The 13198-nt window shown below is 30.4% G+C and carries 12 protein-coding genes and 2 pseudogenes; 12 read left to right on the forward strand and 2 right to left on the reverse strand.

The window, feature by feature from the left end:
• Window positions 1-44 precede the first annotated feature (44 nt).
• The 3 genes from hpdC to F3K33_RS11525 all read left to right on the forward strand — a co-directional run bounded on the left by hpdC (window position 45) and on the right by F3K33_RS11525 (window position 2215).
• On the forward strand, window positions 45-305 hold the full coding sequence (hpdC, locus tag F3K33_RS11515; RefSeq protein WP_039773513.1) for a 4-hydroxyphenylacetate decarboxylase small subunit: 261 nt from the start codon (window positions 45-47) through the stop codon (window positions 303-305).
• A 9-nt stretch (window positions 306-314) separates the two neighbouring features.
• A complete protein-coding gene (gene hpdA / locus F3K33_RS11520) occupies window positions 315-1253 on the forward strand; it encodes a 4-hydroxyphenylacetate decarboxylase activase (RefSeq protein WP_039773515.1) in 939 nt (312 codons plus the stop codon).
• Window positions 1254-1531: 278 nt separating this feature from the next.
• On the forward strand, window positions 1532-2215 hold the full coding sequence (locus F3K33_RS11525; protein ID WP_051144908.1) for a Crp/Fnr family transcriptional regulator: 684 nt from the start codon (window positions 1532-1534) through the stop codon (window positions 2213-2215).
• Between the two features lie 769 nt (window positions 2216-2984).
• On the opposite strand, the gene F3K33_RS11530 is transcribed toward F3K33_RS11525, so the two are convergent.
• Window positions 2985-3872 carry a LysR family transcriptional regulator gene (locus F3K33_RS11530; RefSeq protein WP_039773517.1) on the reverse strand — a complete coding sequence of 296 codons (888 nt, stop codon included), beginning with the start codon at window positions 3870-3872 and terminating at the stop codon, window positions 2985-2987.
• A gap of 123 nt (window positions 3873-3995) precedes the next feature.
• Here F3K33_RS11530 and F3K33_RS11535 point away from each other — a divergent pair, with 123 nt between their 5' ends.
• Both F3K33_RS11535 and F3K33_RS11540 read left to right on the forward strand, forming a co-directional pair.
• Window positions 3996-4565 carry a non-oxidative hydroxyarylic acid decarboxylases subunit B gene (locus F3K33_RS11535; RefSeq protein WP_039773518.1) on the forward strand — a complete coding sequence of 190 codons (570 nt, stop codon included), beginning with the start codon at window positions 3996-3998 and terminating at the stop codon, window positions 4563-4565.
• A gap of 98 nt (window positions 4566-4663) precedes the next feature.
• Window positions 4664-6202 carry a non-oxidative hydroxyarylic acid decarboxylases subunit C gene (locus F3K33_RS11540; protein ID WP_274596501.1) on the forward strand — a complete coding sequence of 513 codons (1539 nt, stop codon included), beginning with the start codon at window positions 4664-4666 and terminating at the stop codon, window positions 6200-6202.
• Here F3K33_RS11540 and F3K33_RS11545 read toward each other — a convergent pair.
• Window positions 6185-7486 (reverse strand): IS110 family RNA-guided transposase, encoded by a 1302-nt coding sequence (locus F3K33_RS11545; protein WP_154862458.1) that lies wholly within the window; start codon window positions 7484-7486, stop codon window positions 6185-6187. The two genes, F3K33_RS11540 and F3K33_RS11545, sit on opposite strands and share 18 nt — an antisense overlap.
• 422 nt (window positions 7487-7908) lie before the next feature.
• Here F3K33_RS11545 and F3K33_RS11550 point away from each other — a divergent pair, with 422 nt between their 5' ends.
• The 7 genes and pseudogenes from F3K33_RS11550 to F3K33_RS11580 all read left to right on the forward strand — a co-directional run.
• A complete protein-coding gene (locus F3K33_RS11550; RefSeq protein ID WP_039773722.1) occupies window positions 7909-8136 on the forward strand; it encodes a non-oxidative hydroxyarylic acid decarboxylases subunit D in 228 nt (75 codons plus the stop codon).
• A 248-nt stretch (window positions 8137-8384) separates the two neighbouring features.
• On the forward strand, window positions 8385-8777 hold the full coding sequence (gene lpdD / locus F3K33_RS11555; protein ID WP_051144946.1) for a prenylated flavin chaperone LpdD: 393 nt from the start codon (window positions 8385-8387) through the stop codon (window positions 8775-8777).
• Between the two features lie 128 nt (window positions 8778-8905).
• Window positions 8906-8998, forward strand: a complete 93-nt coding sequence (locus F3K33_RS11560; RefSeq protein WP_338032048.1) for a 4Fe-4S binding protein — start codon at window positions 8906-8908, stop codon at window positions 8996-8998.
• 28 nt (window positions 8999-9026) lie between these two features.
• Entirely contained in the window at window positions 9027-9566 is a 540-nt protein-coding gene (locus F3K33_RS11565; protein ID WP_084670604.1) for a peptidase U32 family protein, read from the forward strand.
• Window positions 9567-9790: 224 nt separating this feature from the next.
• The gene (locus tag F3K33_RS11570) at window positions 9791-10888 is read left to right on the forward strand and encodes an NAD(P)-dependent alcohol dehydrogenase (protein ID WP_039773721.1); all 1098 of its coding nucleotides are present in this window, start codon (window positions 9791-9793) and stop codon (window positions 10886-10888) included.
• Between the two features lie 64 nt (window positions 10889-10952).
• Window positions 10953-11842: pseudogene (locus F3K33_RS11575) on the forward strand (sulfide/dihydroorotate dehydrogenase-like FAD/NAD-binding protein).
• A 1-nt stretch (window position 11843) separates the two neighbouring features.
• Window positions 11844-13034, forward strand: a pseudogene (locus tag F3K33_RS11580) (family 1 glycosylhydrolase); the annotation flags it as partial.
• Window positions 13035-13198 lie beyond the last annotated feature (164 nt).

Raw genomic sequence — 13198 nt, forward strand, 5'->3', positions numbered from 1 at the left:
ATGAATTTAATAAAATCAATATATAGACATGGAGGAAATATTTTATGCGACATTACGATTGTAAAAATTATATAAATCTAGATTGTGAAAAAGGAATGTGTGCATTGTGTAAAGCAATTGTCCCTATAGATGGAGAAAACAGCAATGCATGTCCTAAGTTTAAACCAGCTGATAAATGCAGTAATTGCAAAAACTTTTCAAAACCTGATAAGTATGGAATCGGAATATGTACTGGTCTAGAAAAAGAAAACTGGACATATTCATCAATGAATGCCTGTACATGTTCAGGCTATGAAGCAAGATAGGATGAGGTTATGGATAAAAAAGGTTTAATATTTGATATACAAAGTTTTTCAGTTCATGATGGACCAGGATGTAGAACAAATGTATTTTTTACTGGATGTCCACTAAAATGTAGATGGTGTGCTAATCCAGAAAGCTGGATTAAAGGAAAACATATTATGTTTGCTGGAAATATGTGCAAATGGGATAAAGGATGCAGAGCATGTGAACATGTATGCTCTAAGGAAGTTATTATGTTTAAGGAACATGAAAAGCCAAGTATTGAACTAAATGTATGTAAGGAATGTGAAAGTTTTGATTGCGTAAATATATGTCCTAATAATGTTTTTAAGCAATGTGTTAAAGACTATACAGTGGATGATATTGTTAAAATTTTAAGACGTGATTTTAATAACTGGGGACCTGATGGTGGTGTGACATTTACTGGTGGAGAGCCACTTTTGCATGATGAATTTCTAATAGAAGTTTTAAAAAAATGCAGAGAGTTGCAGATTCATACAGCAATTGAAACTAGTGCATATGCAAAAGAGGAAGTTTTTTTGAAAGTATTTGAATATATTGAATTTGCATTTATTGATGTAAAAAATATGAATAGAGAAAAACATAAAGAAGGAACAGGAGTTTATAACGATTTAATTCTATCAAACATTGCAACACTTAAGAAATATAAATGGGGTGGAAGGGTGGTATTAAGGCAACCGACTATAGCAGGGTATAACGACAGTGATGAAAATGCATATGAATTAATTGAGTTCATGAATAAAAATTCACTATATGAAATTAATCTTTTAAAATTTCATAGATTAGGTGAAACTAAGTGGAATCAATTAGGAAAAGAATATGAATATCATGAAAATGGAGATGTAACACAGGAAAAACTAGAGTATTTGCAACAAATATACTTAAATAACAACATAGCCTGTTATGTAGGAGATAATACACCTTTTTAAAATATAAGAGGATTATGACTTCATTTCTGTAGAAAAATAGTGGAGAACTGAAAGAAAGGCTGGCAATTATTTATATGGAATTGCTATGCCTTTATAATTATAATAAGAAGAGTTATTAAAAATTGATGATTGATGATTAAATTAATATTGAAATTTATTATAATATAAAGTTGATATGCTCTTTATCCAATGTAAAGCCATTGGTATAATTTATATGAATTATTGATTGCATTTTAATTAAAGAAAAATATTTATATGTTAAAAGGGATGTTGTATATATGGAGTTAAATAATATTGAAAAAATTTATATATATGATTATATAAAAGAATATTTAAGCGAAATATCAATTATCAAAGTTAAAAAAGGAGAATACATAACTCATTCTAGTGCAAACATTGAAGAGATTTTTTTTATTTTAGATGGAAGGGTTAAAGTAGAATGTATAACGAGGTCTGGAAGAAGCATTTTGGTAGATGAAGTATCCAAAAATGATTTTGTCGGAAAAATCAGTTATATGTATGAGGAAAACTTGTTTTGTGATATAACTGCAAGAACAAATGTGACATTGTTAAAAATAGCAAAGGGAACATTCAAAAAATTAGAAAATAATCCAGATTTCTTAAAAATATTTTTATTTAAAACAAGTAAAAGGATATATTATATGTATAAGAAATTAATGATTAAAGATTTATTTAAATTTGAAGAAATCTTTGCATATCATATTCTCAAAAACTCTGAGAACGATGTATTTAAATTTAAAAGTATGTATAATCTTTGTGAAATTTTATCAGTAAGTAGAAAAAATTTATACAATGTAGTAAATTGTTTAATTCAAAAGAAATATATACAAAAAGAGAGTGATTCAATAATAATTATAAATAGATGCGCTATGGATAAATTAGCTGCGGGTGTAAAAGAAGTAAGTGAAATAAATGAGTCTGATTTTAAAATTAATATATAATTACAATAGATAAATTCGAAACTCATTGATAAAACTGAATAAAAATTGATTTAAAGTTGCAAGAACATTATTAATTGGCTTATGGTTTGATGTTATACAAATATAATAGTTGGATTTAAAAAAAGGGCGCACGAAATGAAGGAAAGGTAAGCATTTCAAACCAAATATACTAAATACTTTTCTACTGATAAGCCATTGGCCTTAGCCGTTTCAACAATATTGTAAATTACTGTGCTTGAGCTTATACCTTTTATAGTCTTTGAAGATATCCAGTTTTTTCTGCCAATTATAAAATAGAGTAGTTAAATAATAGTATTGAAGCTGGTTACGATTCGCATCCACTATAAAACCCACGAAAATTGGGATTTTTCGTGGGTATTTTTATGTTGAAAAGATTAACAGTTGACTTTTATGCTAGCTGTATTTTTTGAGAAAATACAGTGTGACAAATAATATATTTTACAGATAATTAGGTAAATAAAGATTTGTAAAGGTAAAAAATTAACAGATAGATAAATGTTAATTCCATTATTATTTTTATTGAATAAAAAGTAATCTGTTAATTAATGGATATATGTTAATAGTTTCATTTAAGAAACTATACCACTTAAAAGTGCTTACTTGTGGAGTTAATAAATCATATTTATTATTATAGATAGAATATCCAATTGTGTCCCCAATAAGGAGGAAAGAAAATATTTTAGTCAAGATATCGAAAGAAGAGTGCTAGATGTAATATAACTTTCAAGAGAAATCAGATAAGTATAATTTATTTAGAAGATTGTGATTCAAAAGTTTTAATAAATTCTCTTAATGTTGAGGAAATATATCCTTCTCTTCTCCAAATTAAATTTGGAGTTGTAGTCCAAGGATCATCCTCAATGGTAATGATACGCATAAATTTACCTAACATATTATCAACCATTGATTTTGGTAAAATTGTTGCACCAAAATTGTTTAAGATCATCTTTAACAGTAAACCAGAGTCATGACATACGCATGAAACATTTAATTTTAGTTCTTTTCTCTCGAATTCGCTTGTGATTTTTTTATATAAACTGTTTGAATCTGGTGCATTGAGAAGAAGTAGAGGAACTCTAGAAATTTCTTCAAGAGAAATACATTCTTTTATCCATTCGAAAGCTTTAGAAGCAACAAAGACACACTTATCAGGTTGCAGTTCTTTGGTTATGTACCCCTCTGTATGAATAGGGAGTGCAGAAACTACTATGTCAATCGTATGATTTTTTAATAAGTCCATTAAATGAGATATATTTCCTTCATGAATTTCTGGAATAATAAAAGGATATTTTTCTCGGAACTTCTTTAAAACAGGAAGCATAATTTCTGAACAATAAATGGTTGTACCAATTGATAATTTTTTTGACATTTGTAAGTTGTATTCTTGTACTTCCGTAATAGCTTCATCCATAGTGTAAAGTATTCTCTTAGCATTCTTTAAAAAAATCCTGCCTTGTGGAGTAAGTGACATATTTTTTTTGTTTGTACGATTAAAAAGAGTAACTCCAAGTTCATTTTCCATTGCTTGCAGCTGTCTAGATAGTGGTGGTTGAGCCATAAATAAGCGCTCTGCAGCTTTTGTAATACTACCTTCTTCTGCAATTACAACAAAATATTTTAATTGACGAATATCCATAGTTAGTTAACTCCTTTCTATTATACCTTAAAGGTATTGAAACATACTTTATAGATATTTTCAATAGTTTTTTTAATAGCATATAATTAAGTATATGAAAATAAGAAAAAGAGGGTGATACTATTGAAAGTTATAGTAGCAATTACAGGAGCAACTGGAGCGATTTTTGGAATTCGAATTCTAGAAATATTAAAAGATATTAAGGAAGTAGAAACGCATCTTATATTATCAAGTTGGGGAAGAAAAACTTTGGAATCAGAAACAAATTATACAGTAGAAGAAGTAGAAGCGCTTGCCGATTTTACATATGAAACAATAGATCTAGGGGTAAGAATTTCAAGTGGATCGTTTCAGGTAGATGCTATGATTATTTCACCATGCAGTATGAAAACCCTTGCATCTATTCGCATGGGACTTGCAGATAATCTCATATCCCGGGCAGCGGATGTTATTCTAAAGGAAGGTCGAAAATTAATTCTTTTAACAAGAGAAACACCTTTGAGTAGTATTCATTTAGAAAATATGCTTGCATTATCTCGGATGGGAACAGTTATTTTGCCACCAATGCCAGCATTTTATAATCATCCCAAGACAATATATGACATAGTAGATCACATAGCATATAGAACAGTAGATCAGCTTGGAATTATCTTACCTAATTTAAAACGTTGGGATGGACTAAAGGAAAAATAGATTTAAATGTGAATTGAAGATATAAAAAGTAGTAAAACAGATATCGTTCTGTTTTAAATAAATACATATAATTTTATGGAAAATCAGGAGGTTTAAAAATGGCTTATAAAGATTTAAGAGGATTTCTAGAATTATTAGAAAAAGAAAAGCAATTAGTAAGAATAAAAGATGAGGTTATGCCTGAACCAGACCTTAGTGCAATTGGTCGCTGTGCACCAAATATGGAAAGTGCACCTGCAGTTCTTGTAGAAAACATTAAAGGATACAAAAATCCAGTTGTACTTAATGTACATGGATCATGGCAAAATCATGCATTAATGCTTAATATGCCTAAAGCTACTCCAGTTAAAGATCAATTCTTTAGATTAAAAGAACTTTGGGACAAGTATCCAATTAAACCAGTTTGGGTTGATAAAAAGGATGCTCCAGTAAAGGAAGTAGTGATAGAAGAAGATATTAACCTTTTTGATGTACTTCCATTATTCAGAATAAATGAATTTGATGCAGGATTTTATCTTTCAAAAGCATTAATAGTTAGTAGAGATCCTAACAAACCAGAAAGTTATGAAGAGCAAAATTGTGGAACATACCGTATCCAAATAAAAGGTAAAGATAAAGTGGCTATTCAGCCATTACCATTCCATGATATAGCAGTTCACTTAAAAAATGCAGAAGAAAAAAATGAAAGACTTCCAATAGCAATTTGTCTTGGTAATGATCCAGTTTTAAGCTTCATGGCAAGTACACCAATAGCATATGTACAATCAGAATATGATTTTGCAGGAGCACTTAAAGGAGAACCTATAGAACTTACAAAAGCAGAAGAAAGTAATCTTGATATTCCAGCTCGTTCGGAAATTATATTGGAAGGATATATAGAACCAAGAGTTAGAGAAATTGAAGGACCATTTGGAGAATTTCCAGGAAGTTATTCGGGTTCACGTCTTCAACCAATTGTTAAAATAACAAAGATAACTCATAGAAAAAATCCTATATTCGAAAACTTATATCTTGGAATGCCTTGGACAGAAATTGACTACTTAATGGCACTTAATACAAGCATTCCTCTTTATGATCAAATTAAGAGAGATTTCCCAGAAGTAGAAGCGGTAAATGCTATGTATACACATGGAATGGCTGCAATTGTATCTACAAAATCTCGTTTTGGAGGTTATGGAAAGGCTGTTGCAATGAGACTTCTTTCAACACCTCATGGAATGTCATATACAAAGATTGTTATTATTGTAGATGAATTTGTAGATCCATTCAATCTTGAACAAGTTATGTGGGCTCTTACAACTAGAGTACGTCCAGATAAAGATGTATTTAAAATTCCATATGCTCCAGGTATGCCGTTAGATCCATCTTCAGAACCTGTAGGAATGCATACTAAATTAGTTATTGATGCAACAACACCAGTAGCACCTGATTTTGGAAGAGATACAGAACTTTTAGGAACTCCAATTGGTGTAGAAAAATGGTCAGAAATTCTTAGAGATTTAGTTAAAGAAGACCAGCTAATAATAGTCAAGTTAATTTTCAAAAAAATAGTTTTTGGAAAAAGAGTATGGCAAACAAACCGTTTCAAAACACGAACGGTTACAGAAATTGGAATAAAATTAAGCGACTTTGTTTAAAGAGTTATTTTCTAGGAACATTTGCTTATGTATTTTGGGATCTCTTTGCTCAAACGGAGTTTGATTTCGGAGAACAGCAAAAATGTAGTTTATAATTTTATGCATTATAGCGACTAAGGCGATTTTAGGCTTTTTGCCTTTAAGGTTTATTTGATAATAATCTAATAGGACTTTATTTATAGGAACTCCATTACGATTGTTACGGATTGAAGCTAGTGCAACAGAATATAATGCTCTTCGACCGATTCGAGTTCCTCTTTTTGAAATTTTATTATCATCGCCTTTAAAATTACCTGATTGATTAACTGAGCTATCAATACCAAAGAAAGCTACAAGATGTTTGGGCTTAAGAAAACCATCAATATCACCTATTTCAGCTATTATAGTAATAGCAGTTAATTGCCCTATGCCAGGAATTGAATCAATTAGTTCAATATTAGCTCTAATAGATTCAGGAAAAGTTTCAGACTGTATAAAATTGTTAATTTTCTGTAACAATGTATCAATCTCTGATTGAATAGTTTTTATTAATGTTATAGAGCTGGCTATTTTGACGGCTAAACCGTCTAACGGTAAGCCAATTATTTTAGCTTCATTAGCAACCTTAAATAATTTGGAATATGTATTTTCCGACCAGATAATGCCCTTTTTAGAGCTATCAAGGAAAATCTTAATTATATTTTCCTTAGGTGCCTCTAAAATTGATTGTGGCGTTGGATATTGACTTAAAAGCTCAATTGAACTTTTAGATGTTGAATCTGAAAATATAGTATTATAGCCAGGAAAAATAACTCTTAAATCAGCGGATAATTTTTTCTTAAAAGTAGAGCTAGTATCTGTAAGTTTGTAATACTCTCTTACAAGATTTTTCAGAAGAAAAATATCAAGGCTAAGTTGTTGTGATAACTTAATGTTTTGAAATTTTCCTATTGTTGCAATAGATAAAGCGTCTTTTTTATCATTTTTCACTTTTCTTATGTCGCCATTTTTGTTAGACTTAGTAACGAGTGGATTGATAACAAATGTGTTATCGAAATATTTATTAAGATAGTGGAAAAGAGATAAATGGTACACGCCAGTGGACTCCATGAAAATTGCAGTTTTCATGTTAAACTCTTCTTCCACTTTTTTTATTTCATTAACTAAGTGGTTGAAGCCATTGAGATCATGCTTTATTTTAAATGACTTCTTATAAATATCACCATTCGGTGCGAGTATTGCAGTATATGAAAAATCAGCTGAAACATCAATTCCTATTACAGGACTATAAAAAAAATTAGACATTGTATATATCTCCTTAAATTAAATTTTAGATATAGAATAGAACTTCCACTCTGTCAGATAGCTTATAACCTTGTTTGTGACACGGGTAATTCCCGAAGGGAAACCCAACCAGCTAAACATAGAATTCTACCTGATGAAATGATACGCTTTTTTACGGGTATAGGTTCTAAAAGACCTCCCAGGAGGTTTACATCTATCTTCTATTCAGGAGTATTATACTAGACTATATAAAACTTGGTTAGATTCCTTTAAGGAATTTAAATAAAAAACTATTTAAGATATGAAATGCATATTCCCTATCGGGGCGTAGGCAAAGTAATAAATTAGAATATTAAAAATAATAAGAGGTGTAATGTTCGTTAGAAAGATAAATAGTTTTCTATCAAATGTTACAACTAGATTATACAAGGAGGTAATAAATAATGAAATGTCCTAGATGTGATTCGGAATTAGTAAACGTAATGGTAAAATCACCAGTTGGTGATGCATGGAAAGTATATCTATGTGATACATGTAAATTTTCATGGAGAAGCACAGAAGGTGAAAATATAACTAACCCAGAACAGTATGATAAAAGGTTCAAATTAAAGCCTGAAGAATTTGATGAATTAGATCAGATTCCACCTGTTCCAAAACTATTAAAAAAATAAAGAATGAATTATAAATTCAGCACTATTAAGTTATATGATAGTTATTTTTAATAAATATTTCTCATATAACTTCTATTTGGTTAAAATTCTATAGCGACTTTTTTTCAATAACCATGTATAACATTATATCTATTAATTATACTCATTGGATTTCAATAAAGTGAAAAATATACTTTTGTGTATTTTATTGATTAATAAAACTGAAAAAGCGATGAGTTTTAACATAAATTAGAAGGGAGAATATTCAAGTGAAAGAAATTTCTTTGAATGTAGGAGAAGGAAAGTATCAAGTTTTTCTTCATGCATTATTTTGTGGTAAAGATGTTTCCATATGTATTTTTGGAGGTGATGTGCCTCATATTGGTGCAGTTGCAGTTGCAGTTCCAAGAAAAAGTCTAACAGGAGACGGTAGCAATTCAGCAAGTGCGAGTGTAATTTGCATAACAGGTCATAAAGAGGATGAAATGGCTAGAAATATTGCATTGAAATTTAGTTCTAAATTTATGTGTAATATTACAGTTTCTGCTGGAGTTCATATTGATGATGCGAAAAAGAAAGATATTGAAGTACTAGGTAGAAATATTAAAAAAATCATAAAGAGTTTTGAAGATAAAATAAGTGAATCATTAAATGAGCATTAGTATGCTTTTAGAAACTATTTACTTTACTAGAGAAAAATGATCAATTACATTTACTCAACAGTGTTTGTGACAGTAGATTCTGTAGAATATGCTATTCAAAATGTCCACAAAAATGTATAGATATATCTATAAAGCTAGTTGTGATTAAGCAAGAAAATTGCTTACACTGTGGAAATTGTATAGAAGTGTGTCAATTTGGTGCAGTTGAAAGAAGAAACTAAATGTAATAAGTTAAGATGTTGTTTATATATGAAACTTTTTCATAAGGAATATAAGTATTCTGATGAACAAATAGTTGCTTGTATGTTATATGGTGTTAAAAATAGTATCTTTAAAGAATATATTACTGAATTATATGAAATAGGTGTCGATGCTGTACTGATTGCTGATCCTGGAATTTTTAGCATAGCGCATCAAGTGGCACCAGACCTTGAAATACATTTAAGTACTCAAGCTAGTAATTTAAACTACAAAACTGCATCGTTTTGGCATAAAGCTGGAATTAAAAGAGTAGTAGCAGCTAGAGAAATGAGCCTTGAAGAGTTGAAGACAATGAGAAAAGAACTACCAGAGACTTGTGATATAGAAGCTTTTGTTCATGGGGCAATGTGCATGGGGATTTCAGGCAAGTGTTTATTATCAAATTATATGACTGGCAGGGATTCTAATAGAGGAACATGTACGCAGCCTTGTAGATATAAATATCATTTATATGAAGAAAAAGAACAAGGAGATTTTCATAAGGTTAACGATGGTGATGATTGTATTATATATAAGAATTCTTCATAAAGTAAAACAATATAAAGTGTATTGGTATAAACAAAAAGTTGGAACTTCTATAAATATCGCAAGGAATATTATTAGAAGTTGCTAAAATATTAAGTAGTAATTATATAAATTAGTCAGTAAAAACAAAAAGCTTAATAGCATAAACATTTTGTTGATTGTGTTGAAAATTGAAGAAATGATAAAATTTAAGTGAATAAATCTATATATGAAAAGGGGAGATAATTATGTTAATTAAAGCGGCAGTTATAAATGAAAAAGGAAACGAGTTCATAATAGAAGATGTAGAATTAGCAGAACCTAAATATAATGAAGTGCTTGTAAAAATTGTTGCTACAGGAGTATGTCATACAGATTCAGTAGTAAGAGATCAATTAATTCCAACACCACTTCCAATAGTATTAGGCCATGAAGGTGCAGGAATTGTAGAAAAAGTAGGACCAGGAGTAAGTAATTTTGAAGTTGGTGACCATGTAGGGATATCATTTAGCTCATGTGGGTGTTGCAGTAATTGTTTAGAAGGTCATGCATATATGTGTGAAGATTTTAACAAGTTAAATTTTGGTGGAATAATGAATGATGGAACTACACGTCTGTCAAAAGATGGAAAAGAAATCGCTATGCTTTTTGGACAATCAACATTTGCAACTCATTCTGTTGTAAATACTAGAAATATAACAAAAGTAGATAAAGATGTAGACTTAAGATTAATAGGACCTTTAGGCTGTGGAATACAAACAGGAGCTGGAACAGTTCTTAATAGATTAAAGCCAGAATTTGGTTCATCAATTGTAGTATTTGGATGTGGAGCTGTTGGATTTAGTGCTATTATGGCAGCAAAATTGACTGGTTGCAGCAAAATTATAGCTGTAGGTAGAAGTGCAGAAAAATTAGAATTAGCCAAGGAATTAGGTGCAACAGATGTGGTGAATAGCAAAGAAATTACTGATGTTGTAGCTGAAATAAAGAAAATAACAAATGGTGGAGCTAATTATACTGTTGAGACAACTGCAGTTCCTGAGATTGTTAATCAAGCACTTTATGCATTAAGAACATTAGGTACAAGTGCTATAGTTGGAGCAACAGGAGATGTTACTATAAATGTACAAAATGCATTAATGGGTGAAGGAAAATCTATGATTGGAGTAATAGAAGGGGATTCAATACCACAAGTATTCATTCCTAAAATTATTGAATATTATAAAGAAGGAAAATTCCCATTTGATAAGTTAATTAAGTTTTATAAATTTGAAGAAATTAACAAGGCTTTTGAAGATTCTAAGAAAGGTTCAGTAATTAAGCCAATTTTAGTTATGAATGATTAATAAATATGCAAAGAATAATAATATATGATGTGCTAATAAACATATGAGAAGAGGTAGCAAAAATATGTATAAAATAGTTAACAAAAGGAGCTTACAAATAATATATTTTTAATGGATATAGAAGCTCCAAAAGTAGCAAAATCTGCAAAACCAGGTCAATTTCTCATTATTAAAAATGATGAGAAAGGTGAAAGAATACCTTTAACAATAGCAGATTATGATGCGGAAAAAGGAACAGTTACTATAGTTTTCGCAGCTATAGGAAAAGGAACTAAGCAATTAGCTGCTTTTAATGAAGGAGATTCAGTTTCTGACTTTGTTGGGCCATTGGGAGTTCCTAGTGAATTTATTCATGAAGAATTAGAAGAGTTAAAGAAAAAGAAACTTATATTTATTGCAGGTGGAGTTGGTGCAGCGCCAGTTTACCCACAAGTAAAATGGATGCATGAACATGGAATAGTTGTAGATGTTATACTAGGAAGTAGAAATAAGGATTTATTAATATATGAAGAAGAACTTAAAGTTGTTTCAGCAAATCTTTATGTTACGACTGATGATGGAAGCCATGGATTTAAAGGAACTGGTTCAGATATGTTAAAAGACTTAGTTAACAATCAAGGAAAGAAATATGATCATGCAGTTATTATAGGGCCAATGATAATGATGAAATTTACTTCAATGTTAACTAAAGAATTAGAAATTCCAACTGTAGTAAGTTTAAATCCAATAATGGTAGATGGTACAGGAATGTGTGGAGCTTGTAGAGTAACCGTTGGAGGAGAAGTTAAATTTGCCTGCGTTGATGGACCTGAATTTGATGGTCATTTAGTAAATTATGATGAATCAATGAGAAGACAAGCTATGTACAAGTCAGAAGAAGGAAAAGCGCAATTGAAAGTTGAAGAAGGAAAGACTCATAGCCATGGTGGCTGCGGTTGCGGAGGAGATAAATAGCATGGATATGAATGAAAGATTAATAAGAATATCAGTAAGAGAACAAGAACCAAAGGTAAGAGCTACAAATTTTGAAGAAGTTTGTTTAGGATATAATGAAGAAGAAGCTGTAAAAGAAGCTTCAAGATGCCTAAATTGTAAAAATCCTAAATGTGTTGATGGATGTCCTGTATCAATCAACATTCCAGGCTTTATAGCACATGTTAAAGATGAAAAATTTGAAGAAGCAGCAAAAGAAATTGCTAAATACAGTGCACTTCCAGCAGTTTGTGGAAGAGTTTGTCCACAAGAAAAGCAATGTGAAGGAAAATGTGTATTAGGAATTAAAGGTGATTCTGTTTCGATTGGTAAGCTTGAAAGATTAACAGCAGACTGGGCAGCATCACATAATGTTGATTTAAGTGCAACAGAACCTAAAAATGGTATTAAAGTTGCAGTTATAGGAAGTGGTCCAGCAGGGTTAACTTGTGCTGGAGATTTGGCAAAAAAAGGTTATGATGTAACTATATTTGAAGCACTTCATAAAGCAGGAGGAGTATTAGAATATGGTATTCCTGAATTCAGACTTCCAAAAGAAAAAGTAGTTAAAAATGAAGTTGAAAATATTAAAAAGCTTGGTGTTAAAATTGAAACTAACGTTATAATTGGTAGAACTATAACAATAGATGAATTATTTGAAGAAGAAGGCTTTAAAGCTGTATTTATTGGTTCAGGAGCAGGTCTTCCTAAGTTTATGGGAATTCCAGGAGAAAATGCAAATGGAGTATGTTCTGCTAATGAATTCTTAACAAGAGTAAACTTAATGAAAGCTGCTGTAGAAGGTTATGAAACTCCAGTAAGAGCAGGAAATAAAGTTGCTGTAGTTGGTGGAGGAAATGTTGCTATGGATGCAGCAAGAACTGCCTTAAGACTTGGATCAGAAAGTCATATTGTATATAGAAGAGGAGAATCTGAACTTCCAGCAAGAGCTGAAGAAGTACACCACGCTAAGGAAGAAGGTGTAATCTTTGATGTGTTAACTAATCCAACAGAAATATTTTTAGTTCAAGTAGCAGAAGCTATTGAAGATGGTGTTGAACTTATGGGATATACTACATGGGGATGTATAGATTTAGTTAGTGCATCAACTGCTGAACTTAAAAAGAGATATGGTTTTATATATGTAGATAGAAATGATGATGGAAGTGGAACTTTAGAAAGATATAAGAAAAAGAGTTTTTATTGGTATAAAGAAGTTATTGCTACAAATGGGGCAAGTTTGAAAAGGGGAAAGTCTTATATAAAAAATAACCCTTGACGCAAATTCGATATATTTTACATTGACAAATTTAATTAATAATAATATAATGTAAACAT

It is taken from the genome of Clostridium beijerinckii (genome assembly GCF_008705175.1).
Taxonomy (GTDB): Bacteria; Bacillota; Clostridia; order Clostridiales; family Clostridiaceae; genus Clostridium; species Clostridium beijerinckii.

Excerpts from the sequence above, each read along its gene's own strand:
- F3K33_RS11525 (WP_051144908.1), top strand. The coding sequence starts at position 1,532 with ATGGAGTTAAATAATATTGAAAAAATTTATATATATGATTATATAAAA.
- F3K33_RS11540 (WP_274596501.1), top strand. The coding sequence starts at position 4,664 with ATGGCTTATAAAGATTTAAGAGGATTTCTAGAATTATTAGAAAAAGAA.
- F3K33_RS11545 (WP_154862458.1), bottom strand. The coding sequence starts at position 7,486 with ATGTCTAATTTTTTTTATAGTCCTGTAATAGGAATTGATGTTTCAGCT.
- F3K33_RS11565 (WP_084670604.1), top strand. The coding sequence starts at position 9,027 with ATGAAACTTTTTCATAAGGAATATAAGTATTCTGATGAACAAATAGTT.
- F3K33_RS11570 (WP_039773721.1), top strand. The coding sequence starts at position 9,791 with ATGTTAATTAAAGCGGCAGTTATAAATGAAAAAGGAAACGAGTTCATA.
- F3K33_RS11550 (WP_039773722.1), top strand. The coding sequence starts at position 7,909 with ATGAAATGTCCTAGATGTGATTCGGAATTAGTAAACGTAATGGTAAAA.
- hpdA (WP_039773515.1), top strand. The coding sequence starts at position 315 with ATGGATAAAAAAGGTTTAATATTTGATATACAAAGTTTTTCAGTTCAT.
- F3K33_RS11530 (WP_039773517.1), bottom strand. The coding sequence starts at position 3,872 with ATGGATATTCGTCAATTAAAATATTTTGTTGTAATTGCAGAAGAAGGT.
- hpdC (WP_039773513.1), top strand. The coding sequence starts at position 45 with ATGCGACATTACGATTGTAAAAATTATATAAATCTAGATTGTGAAAAA.